The organism is Actinomadura verrucosospora (assembly GCF_039540335.1).
In the GTDB taxonomy this organism is placed as follows: Bacteria; Actinomycetota; Actinomycetes; order Streptosporangiales; family Streptosporangiaceae; genus Spirillospora; species Spirillospora verrucosospora.
Genome location: NZ_BAABEV010000033.1, coordinates 1 through 19,163 on the forward strand (window position 1 = coordinate 1; position 19,163 = coordinate 19,163).

23 protein-coding genes are annotated in these 19,163 nt (G+C 74.2%); 16 read left to right on the forward strand and 7 right to left on the reverse strand.

Annotated elements, in window-relative coordinates:
* Positions 1-750, forward strand: a 750-nt coding sequence (locus ABD944_RS29135) for an ATP-binding protein (RefSeq protein WP_345182194.1), incomplete at its 5' end; no start/stop codon positions are given.
* A 24-nt stretch (positions 751-774) separates the two neighbouring features.
* Here the strand turns inward: ABD944_RS29135 and ABD944_RS29140 are convergent.
* Together ABD944_RS29140 and ABD944_RS29145 are read right to left on the reverse strand one after the other, a co-directional pair.
* Positions 775-1,143 carry a PH domain-containing protein gene (locus ABD944_RS29140; RefSeq protein WP_345182195.1) on the reverse strand — a complete coding sequence of 123 codons (369 nt, stop codon included), beginning with the start codon at positions 1,141-1,143 and terminating at the stop codon, positions 775-777.
* 47 nt (positions 1,144-1,190) lie between these two features.
* Positions 1,191-1,643 (reverse strand): MarR family winged helix-turn-helix transcriptional regulator, encoded by a 453-nt coding sequence (locus ABD944_RS29145; protein ID WP_345182197.1) that lies wholly within the window; start codon positions 1,641-1,643, stop codon positions 1,191-1,193.
* 102 nt (positions 1,644-1,745) lie between these two features.
* Between ABD944_RS29145 and ABD944_RS29150 the strand changes: the two genes are divergently transcribed.
* The 6 genes from ABD944_RS29150 (at position 1,746) to pqqE (ending at position 5,959) form a co-directional block, all read left to right on the forward strand.
* Positions 1,746-2,729: an SMP-30/gluconolactonase/LRE family protein gene (locus ABD944_RS29150; protein WP_345182199.1), complete on the forward strand. Its 984-nt coding sequence runs from the start codon at positions 1,746-1,748 to the stop codon at positions 2,727-2,729.
* A 187-nt stretch (positions 2,730-2,916) separates the two neighbouring features.
* Positions 2,917-3,018, forward strand: a complete 102-nt coding sequence (gene pqqA / locus ABD944_RS29155; RefSeq protein WP_345182202.1) for a pyrroloquinoline quinone precursor peptide PqqA — start codon at positions 2,917-2,919, stop codon at positions 3,016-3,018.
* Between the two features lie 11 nt (positions 3,019-3,029).
* On the forward strand, positions 3,030-3,914 hold the full coding sequence (gene pqqB / locus ABD944_RS29160) for a pyrroloquinoline quinone biosynthesis protein PqqB (protein WP_345182204.1): 885 nt from the start codon (positions 3,030-3,032) through the stop codon (positions 3,912-3,914).
* Positions 3,911-4,603 carry a pyrroloquinoline-quinone synthase PqqC gene (pqqC, locus tag ABD944_RS29165; protein ID WP_345182206.1) on the forward strand — a complete coding sequence of 231 codons (693 nt, stop codon included), beginning with the start codon at positions 3,911-3,913 and terminating at the stop codon, positions 4,601-4,603. The genes pqqB and pqqC overlap by 4 nt, the downstream gene beginning before the upstream one ends.
* A complete protein-coding gene (gene pqqD / locus ABD944_RS29170) occupies positions 4,593-4,868 on the forward strand; it encodes a pyrroloquinoline quinone biosynthesis peptide chaperone PqqD (RefSeq protein ID WP_345182208.1) in 276 nt (91 codons plus the stop codon). Before pqqC ends, pqqD begins: the two co-directional genes overlap by 11 nt.
* Complete coding sequence (pqqE, locus tag ABD944_RS29175; RefSeq protein ID WP_345182210.1) at positions 4,865-5,959, forward strand: pyrroloquinoline quinone biosynthesis protein PqqE; 1,095 nt, start codon at positions 4,865-4,867, stop codon at positions 5,957-5,959. The genes pqqD and pqqE overlap by 4 nt, the downstream gene beginning before the upstream one ends.
* Here the strand turns inward: pqqE and ABD944_RS29180 are convergent.
* From ABD944_RS29180 to pdhA, 3 genes are read right to left on the reverse strand one after another with little or no spacing between them, the layout of a single operon-like run.
* Positions 5,946-7,313 (reverse strand): dihydrolipoamide acetyltransferase family protein, encoded by a 1,368-nt coding sequence (locus ABD944_RS29180; protein WP_345182212.1) that lies wholly within the window; start codon positions 7,311-7,313, stop codon positions 5,946-5,948. The two genes, pqqE and ABD944_RS29180, sit on opposite strands and share 14 nt — an antisense overlap.
* A complete protein-coding gene (locus tag ABD944_RS29185) occupies positions 7,310-8,326 on the reverse strand; it encodes an alpha-ketoacid dehydrogenase subunit beta (RefSeq protein WP_345182214.1) in 1,017 nt (338 codons plus the stop codon). The genes ABD944_RS29180 and ABD944_RS29185 overlap by 4 nt, the downstream gene beginning before the upstream one ends.
* Position 8,327: 1 nt before the next feature.
* Positions 8,328-9,434, reverse strand: a complete 1,107-nt coding sequence (gene pdhA, locus ABD944_RS29190; RefSeq protein ID WP_345182217.1) for a pyruvate dehydrogenase (acetyl-transferring) E1 component subunit alpha — start codon at positions 9,432-9,434, stop codon at positions 8,328-8,330.
* 132 nt (positions 9,435-9,566) lie between these two features.
* On the opposite strand from pdhA, the gene ABD944_RS29195 reads away from it, so the two are divergent.
* The 6 genes from ABD944_RS29195 to paaE all read left to right on the forward strand — a co-directional run bounded on the left by ABD944_RS29195 (position 9,567) and on the right by paaE (position 13,925).
* Positions 9,567-10,064 carry an Lrp/AsnC family transcriptional regulator gene (locus ABD944_RS29195; protein WP_345182219.1) on the forward strand — a complete coding sequence of 166 codons (498 nt, stop codon included), beginning with the start codon at positions 9,567-9,569 and terminating at the stop codon, positions 10,062-10,064.
* A 130-nt stretch (positions 10,065-10,194) separates the two neighbouring features.
* Positions 10,195-11,163: a 1,2-phenylacetyl-CoA epoxidase subunit PaaA gene (paaA, locus tag ABD944_RS29200; RefSeq protein WP_345182222.1), complete on the forward strand. Its 969-nt coding sequence runs from the start codon at positions 10,195-10,197 to the stop codon at positions 11,161-11,163.
* The gene (paaB, locus tag ABD944_RS29205; RefSeq protein ID WP_089315753.1) at positions 11,160-11,441 is read left to right on the forward strand and encodes a 1,2-phenylacetyl-CoA epoxidase subunit PaaB; all 282 of its coding nucleotides are present in this window, start codon (positions 11,160-11,162) and stop codon (positions 11,439-11,441) included. The genes paaA and paaB overlap by 4 nt, the downstream gene beginning before the upstream one ends.
* Positions 11,442-11,449: 8 nt before the next feature.
* On the forward strand, positions 11,450-12,367 hold the full coding sequence (gene paaC, locus ABD944_RS29210; RefSeq protein WP_345182227.1) for a 1,2-phenylacetyl-CoA epoxidase subunit PaaC: 918 nt from the start codon (positions 11,450-11,452) through the stop codon (positions 12,365-12,367).
* Positions 12,364-12,864, forward strand: a complete 501-nt coding sequence (gene paaD / locus ABD944_RS29215; RefSeq protein ID WP_378187825.1) for a 1,2-phenylacetyl-CoA epoxidase subunit PaaD — start codon at positions 12,364-12,366, stop codon at positions 12,862-12,864. Before paaC ends, paaD begins: the two co-directional genes overlap by 4 nt.
* 2 nt (positions 12,865-12,866) lie before the next feature.
* Positions 12,867-13,925: a 1,2-phenylacetyl-CoA epoxidase subunit PaaE gene (paaE, locus tag ABD944_RS29220; RefSeq protein ID WP_345182231.1), complete on the forward strand. Its 1,059-nt coding sequence runs from the start codon at positions 12,867-12,869 to the stop codon at positions 13,923-13,925.
* A 5-nt stretch (positions 13,926-13,930) separates the two neighbouring features.
* Here paaE and ABD944_RS29225 read toward each other — a convergent pair whose 3' ends face one another.
* Entirely contained in the window at positions 13,931-14,548 is a 618-nt protein-coding gene (locus ABD944_RS29225; protein WP_345182234.1) for a TetR/AcrR family transcriptional regulator, read from the reverse strand.
* A gap of 178 nt (positions 14,549-14,726) precedes the next feature.
* On the opposite strand from ABD944_RS29225, the gene ABD944_RS29230 reads away from it, so the two are divergent.
* Both ABD944_RS29230 and ABD944_RS29235 read left to right on the forward strand, forming a co-directional pair.
* Positions 14,727-16,100 carry an OFA family MFS transporter gene (locus tag ABD944_RS29230; protein ID WP_345182236.1) on the forward strand — a complete coding sequence of 458 codons (1,374 nt, stop codon included), beginning with the start codon at positions 14,727-14,729 and terminating at the stop codon, positions 16,098-16,100.
* Between the two features lie 18 nt (positions 16,101-16,118).
* Positions 16,119-16,256, forward strand: coding sequence for an MFS transporter small subunit (locus ABD944_RS29235; protein ID WP_345182238.1), 138 nt, complete (start codon positions 16,119-16,121; stop codon positions 16,254-16,256).
* On the opposite strand, the gene pdxR is transcribed toward ABD944_RS29235, so the two are convergent.
* The gene (pdxR, locus tag ABD944_RS29240) at positions 16,225-17,655 is read right to left on the reverse strand and encodes a MocR-like pyridoxine biosynthesis transcription factor PdxR (RefSeq protein ID WP_345182240.1); all 1,431 of its coding nucleotides are present in this window, start codon (positions 17,653-17,655) and stop codon (positions 16,225-16,227) included. The two genes, ABD944_RS29235 and pdxR, sit on opposite strands and share 32 nt — an antisense overlap.
* An 80-nt stretch (positions 17,656-17,735) precedes the next feature.
* Between pdxR and ABD944_RS29245 the strand changes: the two genes are divergently transcribed.
* Positions 17,736-19,031: an FAD-binding oxidoreductase gene (locus ABD944_RS29245; protein ID WP_345182242.1), complete on the forward strand. Its 1,296-nt coding sequence runs from the start codon at positions 17,736-17,738 to the stop codon at positions 19,029-19,031.
* Positions 19,032-19,163 lie beyond the last annotated feature (132 nt).

Below are 19,163 nucleotides of genomic sequence, written 5' to 3' on the forward strand. Positions count from 1 at the left end.
TCCGGCGGCGCAACTCCAGCACCACCCGCGCAGGACCTGCCCGCCCTGGCGGCGGCGGTGGCCGCGGCGGACGCGGCGCACACCGCGGCCGCGAACGCCGCCGACCGCGCGCGGCACCGCTGCGAGCGGCTGGCCGAGCTGCGCAGGGACCTCGCCGCCGCCGTCGGCGCGTGGCGCCCCGCCGCCGGGCGGCACGAGGTCGCCGAGCGCGTGGCGGGGCTCGCCTCGGGCAAGCACGCCGCGAACCGGCACGCCATGTCGCTGTCGGCGTACGTGCTGGCCGCCCGCCTCGAACAGGTCGTCGCCGCCGCGAACGAGCGGCTGCACCGCATGTCCGGGGGGCGCTACGCCCTCGTCCACACCACGGAGAAGGCGGCGGGCGACCGCACCAAGGGCGCCGGGGGGCTCGGCCTGCGCGTCGCCGACTCCTGGACGGGCCTGACGCGCGACCCGGTCACCCTGTCGGGGGGCGAGTCGTTCATCAGCTCGCTGGCGCTGGCCCTGGGCCTCGCCGACGTCGTCACGGCCGAGGCGGGCGGCACCGAGATCGGCACCCTGTTCGTCGACGAGGGGTTCGGCACGCTCGACGAGGAGACCCTCGACGAGGTGATGGACGTCCTGGACGGCCTGCGCGACGGCGGCCGCGCGGTCGGCATCGTCAGCCACGTCGCCGAGCTGCGGGCCCGCATCCCGGCCCAGCTCCGCGTCACCAAGGACCGCGCCGGCTCCACCGCCGCGGTCGTCGTCTGACGCGCCGGAGGCTCCGGGCGCCGGTCAGGCGGAGATGTACTGCAGGATCACGTTGTGCACGTGGTGGCTCTTGTCGGCGCCGCGGAACTCGACCTCGTAGGTGTGGGTCCCGACGTTGATCGCGATCGAGCCGGTGGAGAAGTAGGACCCGGCCCACGACTTGTTGCTGACCACGCTCACCGAGGTGATGCGGGAGTAGGGCACGCTGGTGATGGCGTACTTCTTGCCGGCGAAGCTGCGGTCCTGGACGATGACCCGGCGGTCGGTGAGCCCGATGAACCCGGTGCCGGCGCCGATCGCGTCGTAGACGGCGATGATCTGCTCGCCGGGCAGCAGCCCGCTCTCGATCTGCTTGAGCTGGCCCGACCTGTCGTGCTGGACCCCGTCGCCCATGGCTCCTCCGGTGCTCGCGGCGTTCGTCCCGTTCCGTAGGGAGTGTCTCAGCCGCCGGGCGCGGACCGGGCGGCTTCCAGGAAGCCGACGCACCGGCCGAGCAGGTCGATCAGCGCCTGCCGCTCGGCGTCGGTGAACTCGGCGGCGAGCCCGCGCTCGACCTTGACGGCGCGGGCGTCGGCGTCCTCCAGGACGGCGGTGCCCTCGGCGGTGAGCCGCGTCTCCAGGATGTTGCGGTGCCACTCGTGCGGGGTGCGCTCGATCAGCCCCCGCTCCTGGAGGTTCTTCAGGACGGTGTTCATCGTCGGCGGGGTGACGGCGCACTTGCGGGCCAGCGCGGCGGCCGACATGCCCGGGTTGTCGGCGAGGTGCAGCAGGGCGGCGTACTGCGGGCTCGTGAGCCCGCTCGGCTTCAGCGCCGCCTGCTTGGCGCCGTTGAGCGCCTGCTCGGCGCGCTTGAGGTGCGAGCCGAGCCGCTCCGAGACGGGCAACGAGGTCATTCCCGCATGGTACCGAGCCCCTGAAGAGAAGACCGTTGACGAGCATTAGAGTTCTAACTATCGTATGTGCGCGTACTAATGATGCATTTCGAATGGAGAGTCATGTCGCGCATCCAGCGCTCCACCGCGGCGGCCGTGGCGGGCCTCGCCGCCGCCTCCCTCGCCGTCTCCGCGGCGCCCGCGTCCGCGGCCGCGTCGCGGATCTCCGCGGCCTACGTCCTGCCGGGCGACCGCGTGTACCCGGAGGGCATCGCCGCGGACCCGCGCACCGGGACGATGTACGCCGGGTCCTGGAAGGACGGCACGGTCTACCGCATGCGTCCGGGCCACCGGACGGCCGAGGTGTTCCTGCCCGCGGGCGCCGACGGCCGCCGCACCGCCAACGGCCTGAAGACCGACCGGGCCGGACGGCTGTGGGTGACCGACTCCTCGTCCGGCGTCGCGGTCTACGACGCCCGGAGCCGCGCCCTCCTGGCGCGCTTCGTCGTTCCCGGCGACGGCGCCCGGTTCGTCAACGACCTTGCCGTCGCCCCCGACGGCGCCGTCTACCTGACGGACAGTTCCCGCGCCGTCGTCTACGAGGTCACGCCGCGGGATCTGGACGCCGCCCGCGGCGGGACGGGGACGCTTTCGCCGCGCTTCGACCTGAGCGACGTCCTCGAACCGCACGAGCCGGCCGACTTCACCCTGAACGGGATCGTGGCCGACCCCACCGGGCGGTTCCTGCTGACCGACGACATGCTCGGCGGCGACCTCTACCGGCTCGACCTCGCGACCGGCGCCATCCGCAAGGTCGCGCTCAGCGGCGGCGACATGCACAACGCCGACGGTCTCGAACTCCAGGAGGGGCGCCTCTGGACGGCGAACAACGTCGACAACGTCCTCACCCGCTGGCGCGTGGCGCCCGACGGGACGCGGGCCCGCCTCGAGCGCACGCTCGCGGACCCGTCCCTCCAGGTGCCGACGACGCTCGTCCGCCGCCACGGGACCCTCTACGTCGTCCGCTCGCAGTTCGACAAGGGCGGCCCGCTCGGCGAGGGCACCCCGGAGATCCCCTTCACCGTCGCCGCCGTCCGGGGACTTTGACCGCTGAACCGGCCATTGCGGGAATAGGTGAATGGCATTCATGGTCCGCCGGAAAACATGAAGATCTGCCGCGTTATGGAGGGGTATGCGGGTCTAACTGGCTTTCTGTAGAAAGTCGGAGAATTGTGCTTCAATGGCCCTCGGGTGATCGCCTCGGACGGTTCGTCACCGAGCGAAAGGAGAGGCCATGACCGGCTCCCAGGACCGGGAGACCCGCTGGGTCAGGCCCGACTACGAGATCATCGAGACCTCGCTGGAGGTCACGGCGTATTTCACCGCCGAAAGCTGAGAACGGCTCATATGCGGTTGCGGATTCTCGGCACCGCGGCGGGCGGCGGCGTTCCCCAGTGGAACTGCGGATGCACCGGGTGCGCCGCCGCGCGCGCCCGTCCCGCGCTGCGCCGCCGACACGCCTGCGTCGCGGTCGAGGCGGGCGGCGGGCGGTGGCTTCTGGTCAACGCGACGCCCGACGTCGCCGAGCAGATCGGGGCCGTCGCCGAGCTGCGCCCGGAGCCGGGGTCGCGGCGCAGCCCGGTGGCGGGCGTGGCCCTCACCGACGCCGAGCTCGACCACGTCCTCGGGCTCCCCCTGCTGCGGGAGGCGCCGGACCTGCACGTCCTCGCCACGGGCGCGGTCCGGCACGCCCTCTCCGGCGGCCTCCGGCTCGACGCCGTCCTCGCCCCCTACGCGAACCTGACGTGGGCGGAGCTCGGGGAGGAGGAGCCCGCCGTCTTCGGCGCGCTGGAGGTGCGGGCCGTCCGCGTCTCGGGGAAGCGGCCCCGCTACGCCGCCGGCCTCGACGCCCCCGGCGACGCGTGGTCGGCGGCACTGCGCGTCACCGACGGACGGGACGGCGGGACCGTCGTCTACGCGCCCTGCCTGGCCGCCTGGCCCCCCGCGCTCGACGCCGCGCTGAGCGGGGCCGGCTGCGTGCTCCTCGACGGCACCTTCTGGGACGACGAGGAGCCCCGGCGCTCCGGCGTCGGCGACCGGACCGCGACGGAGATGGGGCACCTGCCCATCACCGCCACGCACGGCCCGTTCGCCGAGCTGCCCGCCGCGCGCCGCCTCTACACCCACCTGAACAACACCAACCCGCTGGTCGACCCGAACGCGGACGGGCACCGCGCGCTGGCCGCCCTCGGTATCGAGGTCGCCGCGGAGGGCGCGGTGATCGAACTGTGAACCTCGAAGACCGGCTCCGCGCGCTCGCCGCCGAGCGCTACCACCACCGGCATCCGTTCAACGTCCGCATGCACGAGGGCCTGCTCTCCCCGGACGAGCTGCGCCGCTGGGTGCTCAACCGGTTCCACTACCAGCGCAGCATCCCGGTGAAGGACGCGTACGTCCTCGCCAAGCTCGGCACCGGCGACCTGCGGCGGAGCTGGATCCGCCGCATCCACGACCATGACGGCCGCCCCGGCGAGGACGGCGGCGCCGAGCGGTGGCTGCGCCTCGGGGAGGCCGTCGGGCTGGACCGGCGGGTGCTCCTGTCAGGCGAGGGCGTCCTGCCGGGCGTCCGGTTCGCGGTCGACGCCTACGTGGGCTTCTGCCGCGACGGCTCGCGCCTGGAGGCCGTCGCGTCCTCGCTGACCGAGCTGTTCGCGCCCGAGCTGATGGCGACGAGGATCGGCGCCTTCGAGCGCCACTACCCGTGGGTCGAGCCCGAGGGGCTGCGCTACTTCCGCGTGCGGGTGCCGCAGGGGCGGCGCGACTCCGCCGAGGCGCTCGCCCTCGTCCGGGAATGGGCGCGCACCCCCGAGGACGAGGAGACGGCGCTGGCCGCGCTCGCCTTCAAGTGCGACGTCCTCTGGTCGTTGCTGGACGCCGTCGAGCACGCGTCCGCCGCCGCGGAGCCCCCCGATGCCGGCTGACCGGGCGGAGGGGGAGTGGCGGCCGGCCCTCGCGCGCTCCGTCGTCCTCAGGCACGACGCGGTCCGCGGCGCCGACCTGCTGCTCATGCCCGAGCGGGCGGTGCTGCTCAGCGCGACCGGCGGCCGCGTCCTGCGGCTCTGCGACGGCGCGAGGACGGTCGGCGACATCGTTGCCGCGCTCGGCGAGAGCTTCCCGGACGCGCCGCTCGACGACGACGTCCCCGAGTTCCTCGACCGCGTGCGGGCGGAAGGGTGGCTGCGATGACCGGTGCGCCCGCCCCGTGGGCCCTGCTCGCCGAGCTCACCCACGCCTGCCCGCTGCACTGCCCCTACTGCTCCAACCCCCTCGGCCTCGTCCGGCGGGACGCCGAGCTCGGCACCGGCGACTGGGCCCGCGTCCTCACCGAGGCGGCGGCTCTCGGGGTCGTCCAGGCGCACCTGTCCGGCGGCGAGCCGCTGCTGCGCCGCGACCTCCCGGAGATCACCCGGGCCGCGCACCGCGCGGGCGTCCACACCCAGCTCGTCACGAGCGGCCTCGGCCTGACCGCGCGCCGGCTGGACGGCCTGGTCCGTGCCGGGCTGGACGGCGTGCAGCTGTCCGTCCAGGACGCGCGCCCGGAGCCGTCCGAGCTCATCGCCGGGCGGACGTCCTTCCGGGCCAAGGAACGCGCCGCCGGGGTCGTCGCCGCCTCCGGGCTCCCGTTCGGGCTGAACGTCGTCCTGCACCGGCACAACCTCGACCGCCTCCCGGAGATCCTCGACCTCGCCGCGGCCTGGGGCGCCGACCGGATCGAGCTGGCCAACGCCCAGTTCTACGGCTGGGCGCTGCGCAACCGCGCGGCGCTGCTGCCCTCGCGCGACCAGCTGGACCGGGCGAAGGCCGTCGTCGCCGAGCGCCGGGGACGGCCCGGCCCCGAGATCGTCTGGGTGGTGCCGGACTACTACGAGGGCGTCCCGAAGCCCTGCATGGGCGGATGGGGCGCGCGCTCCCTCACGGTCGGCCCGGACGGCTCCGCGCTGCCGTGCCCGGCCGCGTACGCGCTGCCGGACCTGGAGGCGCCGAACGTCCGCGACCACCCGCTGGCATGGATCTGGGCGGACTCGCCCGCCTTCAACGCCTACCGGGGGACCGGCTGGATGACCGGCCCGTGCCGGGAGTGCCCCCGCCGCGACACCGACTTCGGCGGCTGCCGCTGCCAGGCGCACGCCCTCACCGGGGACGCCGCCCGCACCGACCCCGCCTGCTCGCTCTCGCCCGACCACCACCTGGTGCGTGACCTGACCGCCGCCGCCGGCCACGGTGCCGGGGGCGGCTTCGCCTACCGGCGCCCGCCGCCGGACGTCACAGGTTCGTGAGCAGGACGGCGGGGTTCTCCACGCAGTCGGCCGCGAACCGCAGGAACCCGCCCGCCGCGCCGCCGTCGCAGACGCGGTGGTCGAACGTCAGCGAGAGCTGGGTCATCTTGCGCGGCACGACCGCGCCGTCCACCACCCAGGGGCGGTCGATGATCCGGCCTACGCCGAGCAGCGCCGCCTCGGGGTGGTTGATGATCGGGGTGGAGCCGTCCACGCCGAACACGCCGTAGTTGTTGAGGGTGAACGTGCCGCCCGTCAGGGACTCGGGCGGCAGCCCGCCCGAGCGGGCCAGGCCGGTGAGCCTGGCCAGCTCCGCGGCGAGCTGCGCGGTCGTCATCAGGTGCGCGTCCCGTACGACCGGCACCACGAGGCCGCGGTCGGTCTGCGCGGCGAAGCCGAGGTTGACGTGCCCGTACCGGACGATCTCCTGCCGGTCGGCGTCGACCGAGGAGTTCAGCTCGGGGAACTCCCGCAGAGCGGCCACGCAGATGCGGGCCAGCAGGGCCAGCAGCCCGATGCCGAGCTCGGGGCGGGACCGGCGCAGCGCGTCCTTGGCCTCGACCAGGGCGGTGGCGTCGGCGTCCACCCAGGTCGTCGCGTCGGGGATCTCGGTGCGGCTGCGGGTGAGCTTGTCGGCCACGGCGCGGCGGAGCCCGCGCAGCGGAATCCGCTCGGGCATGGGACGGGCGGCGGGCGCCGGAGCCTCGGCGGCCGTCTCGGCGGGAGTGCCGGCGGCGGCGATGGCCTCCTCGACGTCGCGGCGCAGGATCACGCCGCGCGGCCCGGTTGGGGCGACGGCGCCGAGGTCGAGGCCGTGCTCGCGCGCGATCCTGCGGACGAGCGGAGAGATCACGCGGGGGGCGTCCGCGCGGCGGGGCGCCGGAGCGGGGGCCACGGGAGCGGGGGTCACCGGAGCGGGGGCCGCCGCCGGGGCCTTCGGGCCGCCCGCGCGGCGGCGTCCGCGCCGCCCCGGCCCGTGCCCGGTGCCGTAGCCGATCAGCACGTTGCCGGACCCGGCCTGCTCCTCCTCGCGGTAGCGGGCGGCGTCCGGGTGCGCGTCCGGGACGGCACGCACGTCCGCGGCGGGTTCCGTCCCGGCGCCGCCGGCGGGACCGACCTCGATCAGCGGCTCGCCGACCGCGAGGATCGCGCCCGCCTCCGCGGCCAGCCTCAGCACGGTCCCCGCGAAGGGGACGGGGACCTCCACCGCCGCCTTGGCGGTCTCGACCTCCACCACGACCTGGTCGACCTCGACGGTGTCGCCCGCGGCGACCTTCCATTCGACGATCTCGGCCTCGGTGAGGCCCTCGCCGAGGTCGGGCAGGCGGAACACCTGCCGGGTGGCGGCGGTCACGAGGCCTCCCTGTCCAGGTGCAGGACGTCGGGGACGTCGTCGAACTGGAGCCGGTCGACGGCGTCCAGGACGCGGTCGGCGTCCGGCAGGTGCGAGTGCTCCAGCTTCGGCGGCGGGTAGGGGATGTCGAACCCGGAGACCCGCAGCACCGGCGCGGCCAGCGAGTGGAAGCAGCGCTCCTGCACGCGGGCCGCGATCTCCGCGCCCACGCCCGCGAAGCCCTGGGCCTCCTGGACGACCACGCACCGGCCCGTCTTGCGGACCGAGGCGGCGACGGTCCCGTCGTCGAACGGGACGATGGTGCGCAGGTCCACCACCTCCAGGTCGCGTCCCTCCCGCGCGGCGGCCTCGGCGGCCTCCAGCGCCACCGGGACGCTCGGCCCGTAGGCGACCAGCGTCGCGTCCCGCCCCTCGCGGCGCACCACGGCCCGGCCGAACCCGGGGGCGCGCCGGTTCTCGCGGGCGACGTCGCCCTTGGCCCAGTAGAGCCGCTTCGGCTCCATGAAGACGACCGGGTCCGGGTCGGCGACGGCGTCGCGCAGCAGCCAGTACGCGTCGTCGGCGGTGGCGGGCGTGACGACCTTGAGGCCCGGCGTGTGGGCGTAGTAGGCCTCGCTGGAGTCGCAGTGGTGCTCGACGCCGCCGATGCCCCCCGCGTAGGGGATGCGGATCACCATCGGCAGCGACAGGCGGCCGCGGGTGCGGTTGCGGAACTTGGCCACGTGCGAGGCGATCTGCTCGAAGGCCGGGTAGGCGAAGGCGTCGAACTGCATCTCCACCACGGGCCGGAAGCCGCCCATCGCCATGCCCACGGCCAGGCCGACGATCCCCGACTCGGCCAGCGGGGTGTCGAAGCAGCGGTCCTCGCCGAAGTCCCGGGTCAGCCCGTCGGTGATGCGGAAGACCCCGCCGAGCGGCCCCACGTCCTCGCCGAAGACCAGCACCCGCTCGTCCTCGGCCAGCGCGTCCCGCAGCGCGGCGTTCAGCGCCTGCGCCATCGTCGTCGCGGGCATGTCAGTCCTCCCCGGGGAGCATCTCGGACGCCAGCAGGGCGCGCTGCTCGCGCAGCTGGGGCGTGGGTTCGGCGAAGACGTGGTCGAACAGCTCGAACGGGTCGGCCTCCGGGTCGGCGGCCATCCGGTCGCGCAGGCGCGCCGCGTACTCCTCGGCGGCCTCCCGGGCCGACGCGACGTCCTCCTCCGAGAGCAGGCCCCGCCCGCGCAGGTGGGTCTCCAGCCGCGCGAGGGGGTCGGCCGCCTCCCACCGCGCGACCTCCTCGTCCTCGCGGTACCGGGAGGCGTCGTCGGCGTTGGTGTGGGAGTCCATGCGGTAGGTGTGCGCCTCGACCAGGAACGGGCCGCCTCCGGAGCGGGCGTGCTCGACGGCGGCGGTCAGGACCGACAGCACCGCGACGAGGTCGTTGCCGTCGACCTGCTCGGACCGGACGCCGTAGCCGACCCCCTTGTAGGCCAGGGCGGGCGCGGCGGTCTGCTTGGCCAGCGGCACCGAGATCGCGTACTTGTTGTTCTGGACGAAGAAGACCACGGGCGCGCGCAGGACACCGGCGTAGTTGAGCGCCTCGTGGAAGTCGCCCTCGCTGGTCCCGCCGTCGCCGACGAACGCCATCACCACGCCGTCCTCGCCCTTGCGGCGCAGGGCGTCGGCCATGCCCACGGCGTGGATCGTCTGGGTGGCCAGCGGCGTGCACTGGGGCGCGACGCGGGCGGCCGCCGGGTCGTAGCCGCAGTGCCAGCCGCCGCGCAGCAGCGTGAGCACCTCGACGGGGTCCATGCCGCGGGCGACCAGCGCCACCGAGTCGCGGTAGGTGGGGAACAGCCAGTCGTCCTCGCGCAGCGCGAGCACCCCGGCGATCTGGCAGGCCTCCTGCCCGCGGCTGGACGGGTAGACGGCCAGCCGGCCCTGCTTGGTCAGCGCGGTCGCCTGCCGGTCGAACCGGCGGCCGAGCACCATCCGGCGGTAGGCCTCGACCAGCGTCCCGTCCTCCGGGGCGCGGTATCCGGCCGGCGTCCCGGCGTCCGTCCCGTCCTCGGCGACGAAGCGCACCGGGACGGCGGAGGGGAGGAGGCCCTCGACCTCCTGATGAGGTGTCCGCACGGACATGGCGCCGCTCCCTTCCTGTGGACGGTTGTCGGTTCGATCGTCCGCTCGGTCGACGATCTGCTCAAGACATGGGGCACAATGAGCGACAAATGGCTCGTTCAGTGGCTATGGGGGCACCAATTGTCATCCGACGTGAGCGCGGAGGGCGTCCGGCCCGGACGTTCTGCCGCGCGGCTGGACGCCGTGGACCGCGCGATCATCGCCGAGCTGCTGCGCGACGGCCGGCTGTCGGTGCGGGCGCTGGCCGAGCGCGTGCACGTCTCGCGCGCCAACGCCTACGCGCGGCTCACCCGGCTGCTGGACGAGGGCGTCATCACCGGCTTCACTGCCGAGCTCGCCCCGCACAAGGCCGGCCTCGGCACCAGCGCCTACGTCTCGGTCACGATCGAGCAGAACTCCTGGCGCTCGGTCTCCGCCCGGCTCCAGGACACCCCCTACGTCGAGCACTTCGCGATGGTGGGCGGCGACTACGACGTCCTGGCCCTGGTCAGGGCCCCGGACAACGAGGCGCTCCGGCACGTGGTGCTGGAGCAGATCCAGGACATCCCCGGCGTCCGGGCGACCCGCACCTGGCTGGTCTTCGACGAGGCGCGGGGCAGGGGAGCGCAGTGGGAGGCCTGGGACGACTGAGCTCCCGGTCGCGCCGCGGGGTGGGTGCGCCGCCCTTCTTGCACGCTCGCGCGGCCTGTGTCAGTCTGAATACAGACCGATCGGTCAGTTAATAGGCCGAGTCCAGCCGGGTCCCCAGCGGGAGGAGCCCATGACGACGCCGCAGGCCGCGCCCCAGCCGGCGCCCGCCGAGCAGTTCGAGGCGACGATCGCGCGCAACGACCGGATCGAGCCGCGCGACTGGATGCCCGACGCCTACCGGCGGACGCTGGTCCGGCAGATCGCCCAGCACGCGCACTCGGAGATCATCGGGATGCAGCCGGAGGGCAACTGGATCACCCGCGCCCCCTCCCTGCGCCGCAAGTCGATCCTGCTGGCCAAGGTCCAGGACGAGGCCGGGCACGGCCTGTACCTGTACTCGGCGTGCGAGACCCTCGGCGTCTCCCGCGCAGAGCTGACCGAGATGCTGCTCACCGGCCGGCAGAAGTACTCCTCGATCTTCAACTACCCCACGCTCTCCTACGCCGACGTCGGCACGATCGGATGGCTGGTGGACGGCGCGGCGATCTGCAACCAGGTGCCGCTGTGCCGGACGTCCTACGGCCCCTACGGCCGCGCGATGATCCGCATCTGCAAGGAGGAGTCCTTCCACCAGCGGCAGGGCTACGAGCTGCTGATGACGATGATGCGCGGCACCGACGAGCAGCGGCGGATGGTGCAGGAGTCGGTGGACCGGTTCTGGTGGCCCTCGCTGATGATGTTCGGCCCGCCCGACGCGAACTCGCCGAACTCCGAGCGGTCCATGGCGTGGGGCATCAAGCGCAACAGCAACGACGAGCTGCGCCAGCGCTTCGTCGACATGACCGTCCCGCAGGCCGAGGCCCTGGGTGTCACGCTCCCCGACCCCGACCTGCGGTGGAACGAGGAGCGCCAGGCCCACGACTTCGGCGAGCCCGACTGGTCGGAGCTCTCTGCCGTGATCAAGGGCGAGGGGCCCTGCAACGCCCAGCGGCTGGCGCACCGCCGCCGGGCCCACGAGGACGGCGCCTGGGTCCGCGAGGCCGCGACCGCCTTCGCGCGCAAGCAGGCGGCCCGGAGCGAGGAAGGAGCCGGGACATGAGCGAGTGGCCGCTCTACGAGGTGTTCGTGCGCGGCAAGCGCGGCCTCAACCACGTGCACGTCGGGTCGCTGCACGCCCCCGACGACGAGATGGCCGTCCGGCACGCGCGCGACGTGTACACGCGCCGCAACGAGGGCGTCAGCATCTGGGTGGTGCGGTCGGACGCCATCACCGCCTCCAGCCCGGACGAGAAGGACCCGCTGTTCGCCCCCAGCGGCGACAAGGTCTACCGGCACCCGACGTTCTACGAGATCCCCGAGAACGTCCCGCACATGTGAAGGCCGCCATGGAAAGTCAGCACGGCTCGGTCTACGACGGGCTCCTGGACGGCGACAGCTCCCAGTGGGCCTTCGGGACCGACTTCGAGGACCCGCTGGCCGGCGTCGACACGACCGTCCCCGACGGCGTCGACCCGCACGCGCTCGCGACGTACTGCCTGATGCTCGGCGACGACGCCCTCGTCCTGTCGCACCGGCTCTCCGAGTGGTGCGGCAACGCGCCCGACCTCGAAGAGGACATCGCCCTCGCCAACATCGCGCTGGACCTGCTCGGCCAGGCGCGGCTGCTGCTCGCCCGCGCCGCCACCGCCGACCCGTCGGTCGTCCCGGCGCTGCCGGAGGGCTCACCGGTCCCGGCCGAGGACGCGCTGGCGTTCTTCCGCGACGCGGGCGCCTACCGCAACGTGCGCCTCGCCGAGCTGCCGAACGGCGACTTCGGGCACACCATGGCCCGCGTCCTGGTGTTCGCGACCGCCCGGCTGGCCTTGTTCGAGCGCCTCACCGGCAGCCGCGACGCCGTCCTCGCCGCCGTCGCGGCCAAGGGCGCCAAGGAGCTGGCCTACCACCGCGACTTCGCCGGCCGGTGGTTCCTCACCCTCGCCCAGGGCACCGAGGAGTCGCGCCGCCGCGTCCTCGCCGGGCTCGACGAGGTCTGGCGCCACCACGACGAGCTGTTCCGCACCCACCCGGTCGAGCGGGCGCTGGCCGAGGTGGGCGTCGCCGTGGACCCCGCCGCCACCGCCGGCGACGCCGACGCCGTGCTCGCGCAGGTCTTCACCGCGAGCGGCGTCGAGCGGCCCGAGGTGCCGCAGACGGGGATGCTCGGCGGGCGCGCCGGACGCGACGGCGTCCACACCGAGGCGCTGAGCCGGATGCTGGCCGAGATGCAGGTCGTCGCCCGCGCCCACCCCCTGGGACGGTGGTGACCGCCGTGACCGGAACCGCCCGCGCCGTCGCCGCGTCCGTCCGGGACCCGGAGATGCCGATGCTGACCCTGGAGGACCTCGGCGTGCTGCGCCGCGTCGAGGAGCACGGCTCCGCCGTCACCGTGGCGATCACCCCGACCTACTCGGGCTGCCCCGCGCTCGCCACGATGCGCGACGACCTCGTCCACCGGCTCACCGACGCCGGATACGCCGAGGTGCGCGTCGAGATCGAGCTGTCCCCGCCCTGGTCCAGCGACTGGATCAGCGAGCGGGGCCGGGCCGCCCTCGCCGCCGCGGGGATCTCGCCGCCCGGCCCGGCCCCGGCGCCCTCCGGGCCCGTCGCGCTCACCCTGACACCGACCCGCCGGAGGCTGCGCTGCCCGCGGTGCGGATCGGCGTCGGTCGAGCTGACCTCGGAGTTCGGCTCCACCTCCTGCAAGGCGCTGTACCGCTGCACCGGCTGCCTCGAGCCGTTCGAGCACGTGAAGGAGATCTAGCGGTGGCGCCAGCGACGTTCCACCCGTTGAAGGTCGCCGCGGTCGACCGGCTGACCGACGACTCGGCCGCGGTGACGTTCGACGTCCCGCCCGAGCTCGCCGGCGACTACGCGTTCGCGGCCGGCCAGAGCCTCACCCTGCGCCGGGTGATCGACGGGCGGGAGCACCGCCGGTCGTACTCGATCTGCGCCCCCGCGGGCGCCCGGCCCCGGATCGGCGTCCGGGAGATCCCCGACGGGATGTTCTCCTCCTGGCTCGTGCGGGAGGTCCGCCCCGGCACCGAGATCGACGTCCAGGTCCCGTCCGGCAGCCTGCGCGCCGACCCCGCCGAGCCCGGACGGCACCTGCTGATCGCGGCGGGCTCCGGCATCACCCCGATGATCTCCATCGCCGCCACCGTGCTCGCCAACCCGGGCACCGAGGTGCGGCTGCTGTACGGCAACCGCACCAGCGGGACCGTGATGTTCGCCGAGGAGCTCGGCGACCTCAAGAACCGCTACGGCCCCCGGTTCCAGCTCGTCCACGTGCTGAGCCGCGAGCCCCGCGACGTCGAGCTGTTCTCCGGCCGCCTCGACGCCGACCGCCTGCGCCGCCTGCTGGGCGCCGTGACGCCCGTCGACGACGTCGACCACGTCTGGCTGTGCGGCCCGCTGCCCATGGTCACCGGCGCCCGCGACGTCCTCGCCGAGTTCGGCGTCCCGCGCGAGAAGGTGCACGTCGAGCTGTTCTACGTCGACGAGCCGCCCCCCGAGGTGCGGCGCGACGCCCCGGCCGCCACCGGCGAGACCAGCGAGGTCACCGTCGTGCTGGACGGCCGGTCGAGCACCGCGCCGATGCCGCGCGACCAGCGCATCCTGGACGCCGCCCAGGCCACCCGCGCCGACCTCCCGTTCGCCTGCAAGGGAGGGGTCTGCGGCACCTGCCGCGCCCGCGTCACCGAAGGCGAGGTCGACATGGTCCGCAACTACGCCCTGGAGCCCGCCGAGGTCGAGGCCGGGTTCGTGCTCACCTGCCAGTCCCACCCCGTCAGCGCCGCCGTCACCGTCGACTTCGACGCCTGACCCCGTCAGGACGGCGGCGCGGCCAGCCCGTCGAACGCGATCGCGGTGATGGCGTCCGACAGGTCGTCGGCGCTCACCTCGCCGCCCGGCCGGTACCACTCGACCAGCGAGTTGACCATCCCGAACAGGAGCCGGCTCACCAGCTCCGGCGGCACGTCCGCGCGCACCGCCCCCTCCGCGGCCGCCGCGCGCACCAGCTCCGCCAGCCGCGCGTCGATCCACCGCCGCCGCTGGAGCGCCGCCAGCTCCACCTCGCTGTTCCCCCGCACCCGCAGCAGCAGCGTCACCGCCGGCTGGTGCGCCACCAGCACCCGCACGCTCTCCCGCACCACCGACCGCAGCCGCTCGTACGCGCTGCCCGCCGACTCGTCCTGCGCCTCGCGGATCACCGCCGTCAACTCGTCGAGCGCCTCGTCCAGGGCCAGCGCGAGCAGATGCGTCTTGCCCGGCACATGGTGGTAGATCGCCGACTTGCTGAACCCGAGCTCCTCAGCGAGGTCCCCCATGCTGGTCCCCTCGTAGCCCTTCCGATTGAAGAGCTCGATGGCCCGCCGCAAAACCGTGGCCTGGTCGTACCCCGGTCTCCCGGGGCCGCGGGGGCGCGGGCTGACCGGCTCGGACATGCGCTCATGATTCCACACGGGGCCACCTGCTTGAGGCCCGCGAAAGGCCGACACCCCGGCGCCATGGTCGACAGGTCGGTGGTGGGGAGGGGTTTTCATGTAGCACGTTTGTGTTTATGGTCGTCGGTGTCGGGGGCGCATCACCTGTCCGGATACGCTCCCGAACCGGAGGCCCGCTGTGGCGCTCTCCTTCCTCGACCTGCGGCACACCGTCGCGGAACCGGGCTACAACCGCTGGCTGATTCCACCCGCCGCGCTCGCCGTGCACCTGTGCATCGGGCAGGCCTACGCCACCAGCGTCTACAAGACGGCGCTCGTCGAGCACTTCGACGCCAGCCTCACCGCGGTCGGCGTCGTCTTCTCCATCGCGATCGTGATGCTCGGCGCGTCCGCGGCGGTCATGGGCACGTGGGTCGACCGCGTCGGGCCGCGGCGGGCGATGTTCACCGCCGCCTGCTTCTGGGCGTCGGGGTTCCTGGTCGGGGCGCTCGGCATCGCCGCCGGGCAGCTCTGGCTGGTCTACCTCGGCTACGGCGTCATCGGCGGCATCGGCCTCGGCATCGGCTACATCTCGCCCGTGTCGACCCTGATCAGATGGTTCCCGGACCGGCCGGGCCTGGCGACCGGCATGGCCATCATGGGCTTCGGCGGGGGCGCGCTGGTCGCCTCGCCGCTGTCGCGGCGGCTGCTGTCGCTCTACGACCCGGGCGGCGACCCCGCGTCCGGCGCCGCCGTCGCCCTGCTGTTCGTCACGCTGGGCGTCGCCTACTTCCTGGTGATGATGCTCGGGGTGTTCACCGTGCGGGTGCCGCCGCCGGGATGGCGGCCCGCCGGGGCCGCCTCCGCGACGAAACGGGTCGGCGCTCCGCGCGGCGTCTCGGCGGCGTCGGCGATCAGGACGCCGCAGTTCTGGCTGCTCTGGACGGTGCTGTTCTGCAACGTCACCGCCGGGATCGGGATCCTGGAGCAGGCCGGGCCGATGATCGGCGACTTCTTCCGCTCCGGCGGCTCGACCTCGGTGTCGGCGACCGAGGCGGCCGGGTTCGTCGGACTGCTGTCGATCTTCAACATGGCCGGGCGGTTCGTCTGGTCCTCGACCTCGGACTACCTCGGCCGCAAACCGGTCTACGTCGGCTACCTCGGCGCCGGCATGGCCGCCTACGTGCTGCTGGCGCTCTTCGGGGACGCCTCGACGGCGTTCTTCGTCGCCCTCGCCGCACTGATCATCTCCTTCTACGGCGGCGGGTTCGCCACCGTCCCGGCGTACCTGCGGGACCTGTTCGGCACCTACCAGGTCGGCGCCGTCCACGGCCGGCTGCTGACCGCGTGGTCGGCGGCGGGCATCGCCGGGCCGCTGATCGTGAACCGGTTCCTGGACGCCCGCGGCGAACCGGGCGCCCTGGCGGCCGCCGACTACCGGCCCGCCCTGTTCACGATGGTCGGGGTCCTCGCGGTCGGCTTCGCCGCGAACCTGCTCATCCGCCCGGTGGCGGAGCGGCACCACGTGGCGGACGCCGAGGCCCCCGTGACCGACCCCAGCCCGGCCACCTGAGAGCGAAGGAGGAGCACCATGGAGTCAACGCCGGACGAGAGCCCCCCTGACAGGGCGGCGGCGCGCCTCGTCGTCTCCTGGTCCGTCGTCGGCATCCCGCTGATCTACGGCGTGGTGGAGACGGTCAGGGCGATCCTCCCCCTCTTCGGCGGCTGACCGCGAGGACGCGCACGAGCGCTTGCAGCGCCGACTCGAAGGCGTGGTCCGGAGGCGTCGCGTAGCCCACCACCAGGCCGTCCTGGGGCGGAAGGCGGGCGCCGGGGTGGCGGAACGCCGACAGGGCGTCGACCGCCACTCCCGCGCGGGTCGCGGCCTCCAGAGCGCCGGGCTCGGTGCCGGACGGCAGGCGCAGGACGGCGTGCAGACCGGCGGCGATGCCCGTCGCGTGGACGTGGGGCGCGTGCTCGGCCAGGGCGGTGACGAAGCGGTCGCGGCGGGCGCGGTACCTCTGGCGCATCCGGCGGACGTGGCGGTCATAGGAGCCGGAGTCGAGGAAATCGGCCAGGGCCAGCTGGTCGAGAACGCTCGCCCACGCTTCGCGCTCGCCCTTGGCCGTGAGGACGCCGTCCACCAGGCGGTCGGGCAGGACCATCCAGCCGAGCCGGACGGCGGGGGACAGGCTCTTGCTGACGGAGCCGACGTACACGACCCGGTCGGGGGCCAGGCCCTGCACCGCGCCGACGGGTTGGCGGTCGTAGCGGAACTCGCCGTCGTAGTCGTCCTCGATGATGAGCCCGTCCGACGCGGCGGCCCATTCCACCACCGCCGTGCGTCTGCGCGAATGCAGCGGGCCGCCTGTGGGGAACTGGTGCGCGGGTGTCAGGAGGACGGTGCGCTCGGCTTCGGAAAGCTCGTCGACCCGGGCTCCGTCGCCGTCGACGGTGAGCGGACGGGTGCGCGTGCCGGTCTGGTCGAGCAGGGCCCGGTGGAAGGGGAGGCCGTACCCCTCGACCGCCAGCGGCCCGGGCAGCACCCCGCCGCCGAACAGCAGGCGCAGGGCGTGGGCGAATCCGGAGCAGACCACGATGTGGTCGGCGTCGGTCCGCACGCCGCGGGTGCGGGCCAGGTAGGCGGCCAGCGCGCGGCGCAGCTCGGGGCGTCCGCGCGGGTCGCCGGGGCCGAAGGCCTCGTTCGGCGCCGCGGTGACCGCGCGGCGCGCCGACGCCAGCCAGGCGGCGCGCGGGAACGACGAGGCGTCCGGCTGACCTTGCCTCAGGTCGTGCGCCGGTTCGGACGGGCGGGGTCCGAGGGGACGGGCGGCGGGCCGGGCCTGGGGCTGCGCGCCGAGCGCCACCTTCGTCCCGGAGCCCTGGCGGGCGGTCAGCCATCCCTCGGCGACGAGTTCGGCGTAGGCGTCGGCGACGGTGTTGCGGGCGAGGCCCAGGTCGGCGGCCAGCGAACGGTAGGGCGGCAGCCGGGTGCCGGGGGCCAGCCGCCCGGAGCGGACCGCCGCGCGCAGCGCGCGGGTCAGCGCCGCCCGCCGCCCGCCGCCGGGCAGGTCGAGGTGGAGGTCGGCCCCGATCCGCTCCGCCAGATTGACCCAGTTTTCTGCCATGGGATTGCACCCTATCTCCGGTCTCTTCTCCTCCTAGATTTCGGTGTAGGGCTTGATGACCTGCTGATTCGGAGGAAATGATGAACGACTTGCGCGCCGCTGTCCGCGGTCGGGTCCTGCTGCCCGGCGACGCCGGATTCGACGCCGCGCGGCGTCCCTGGAACCTCGCCGTGGAGCAGCCGGTGGAGGCCGTGGTCGAGGCCGCCGACGCCGACGACGTCGCCGCGCTCGTCCGGTACGCCCGTTCCGCCGGGACGGCGATCGCCACGCAGCCCAACGGCCACGGCGCCACCGGCCGCACCGAGGGCGCGATCCTCCTGCGCACCCGGCGGCTGGACGGCCTGGAGATCGACCCCGTGGCACGCCGGGCCCGGGTGGGCGCGGGCGTCGCTTCGGGGCGGCTCCAGGCGGCGGTCGCGCCGCACGGCCTGACCGGGCTGCCGGGGAGCTCTCCCGTGGTCAGCGTCGCCGGGGTCGCCCTCGGCGGCGGGCTGAGCTGGTTCGGGCGGGCCCACGGGTGGGTCGCCGACAGCGTCACCGCCTTCGAGGTCGTGGACGGCGACGGCCGCCGCCGGCGCGTCACCGCGGACACCGACGCCGACCTGTTCTGGGCGCTGCGCGGCGGGGGCGGCGGCCTCGCCGTCGTGACGTCCCTCGACCTGGCGCTGCACCCGGCGCCGCACCTGTACGGCGGCCGGATGCTGTGGCCGGCCGTGCACGCGCCCGAGGTGATGGACGCCTACCGGCAGATCACCGCCGCCGCCCCGGACGAGCTGACCGTCTGGCTGGACCTGCTGCACTTCCCCGGCGCCGACCCGATGGTCGCGGTGGACGTCACCCACCTCGGCCCCGCGGACGAGGCGCGCGACCTGCTGCGCCCCCTGGACCGGCTCGCACGCCCCCTGTCCGACGGCAGGGCGACCATGCCGGTCTCCGAGCTGGGCGCCATCACGGCCGAGCCCACCGACCCCGGCGCGGGCCGCTCACGGGCCGAACTGCTCACGGAGCTGGACGACCGCGCGGTCAAGGCGCTGCTGGCCGATCCCATCGCCCCGCTGCTGAGCGTGCAGATCCGGCATCTGGAGGGCGCGTTCGCCCGTCCCTCCGACAGCCCGCACGGGCCGCTCACCGAGCCCTACGCGCTGTACATGTTCGGCATCCCGGCCGATCCGGCGACCGCCGACGCGGTCGCCGCGAAGCAGGAGGCGCTCGCCGGCCTCCTGCCCGCCAGCGGACGCAAGCCCTTCACGTTCCTCAACCCCGAGGAGACCGCCGCGAACGCCTTCGCCCCCGAGGCGCTGGACCGCCTCCGCCGCGTCAAGGCCCACCACGACCCGCGCGACACCTTCCGCGGCAACTTCCCGGTCACCCCCTGAGAGCCCGACCGAGAAGTGCACTGCAATCGACACCCTGGGCACAAGAAATTGCCAAGACAGGGTCCGAATTGCAGAAGCATCGTGTCCGCGCCGGTCTGCTGCCTTTATACCGGAACATGGGGGCGGTGCCTC

Coding starts and splice junctions, on each gene's coding strand:
- pdxR (WP_345182240.1), bottom strand. CDS start 17,655: ATGGCAGAAAACTGGGTCAATCTGGCGGAGCGGATCGGGGCCGACCTC.
- ABD944_RS29225 (WP_345182234.1), bottom strand. CDS start 14,548: ATGTCCGAGCCGGTCAGCCCGCGCCCCCGCGGCCCCGGGAGACCGGGG.
- ABD944_RS29145 (WP_345182197.1), bottom strand. CDS start 1,643: ATGACCTCGTTGCCCGTCTCGGAGCGGCTCGGCTCGCACCTCAAGCGC.
- pdhA (WP_345182217.1), bottom strand. CDS start 9,434: ATGTCCGTGCGGACACCTCATCAGGAGGTCGAGGGCCTCCTCCCCTCC.
- ABD944_RS29185 (WP_345182214.1), bottom strand. CDS start 8,326: ATGCCCGCGACGACGATGGCGCAGGCGCTGAACGCCGCGCTGCGGGAC.
- pqqE (WP_345182210.1), top strand. CDS start 4,865: ATGACCGGTGCGCCCGCCCCGTGGGCCCTGCTCGCCGAGCTCACCCAC.
- paaA (WP_345182222.1), top strand. CDS start 10,195: ATGACGACGCCGCAGGCCGCGCCCCAGCCGGCGCCCGCCGAGCAGTTC.
- ABD944_RS29150 (WP_345182199.1), top strand. CDS start 1,746: ATGTCGCGCATCCAGCGCTCCACCGCGGCGGCCGTGGCGGGCCTCGCC.
- ABD944_RS29245 (WP_345182242.1), top strand. CDS start 17,736: ATGAACGACTTGCGCGCCGCTGTCCGCGGTCGGGTCCTGCTGCCCGGC.
- ABD944_RS29140 (WP_345182195.1), bottom strand. CDS start 1,143: ATGGGCGACGGGGTCCAGCACGACAGGTCGGGCCAGCTCAAGCAGATC.
- ABD944_RS29235 (WP_345182238.1), top strand. CDS start 16,119: ATGGAGTCAACGCCGGACGAGAGCCCCCCTGACAGGGCGGCGGCGCGC.
- pqqD (WP_345182208.1), top strand. CDS start 4,593: ATGCCGGCTGACCGGGCGGAGGGGGAGTGGCGGCCGGCCCTCGCGCGC.
- paaC (WP_345182227.1), top strand. CDS start 11,450: ATGGAAAGTCAGCACGGCTCGGTCTACGACGGGCTCCTGGACGGCGAC.
- pqqB (WP_345182204.1), top strand. CDS start 3,030: ATGCGGTTGCGGATTCTCGGCACCGCGGCGGGCGGCGGCGTTCCCCAG.
- pqqA (WP_345182202.1), top strand. CDS start 2,917: ATGACCGGCTCCCAGGACCGGGAGACCCGCTGGGTCAGGCCCGACTAC.
- paaB (WP_089315753.1), top strand. CDS start 11,160: ATGAGCGAGTGGCCGCTCTACGAGGTGTTCGTGCGCGGCAAGCGCGGC.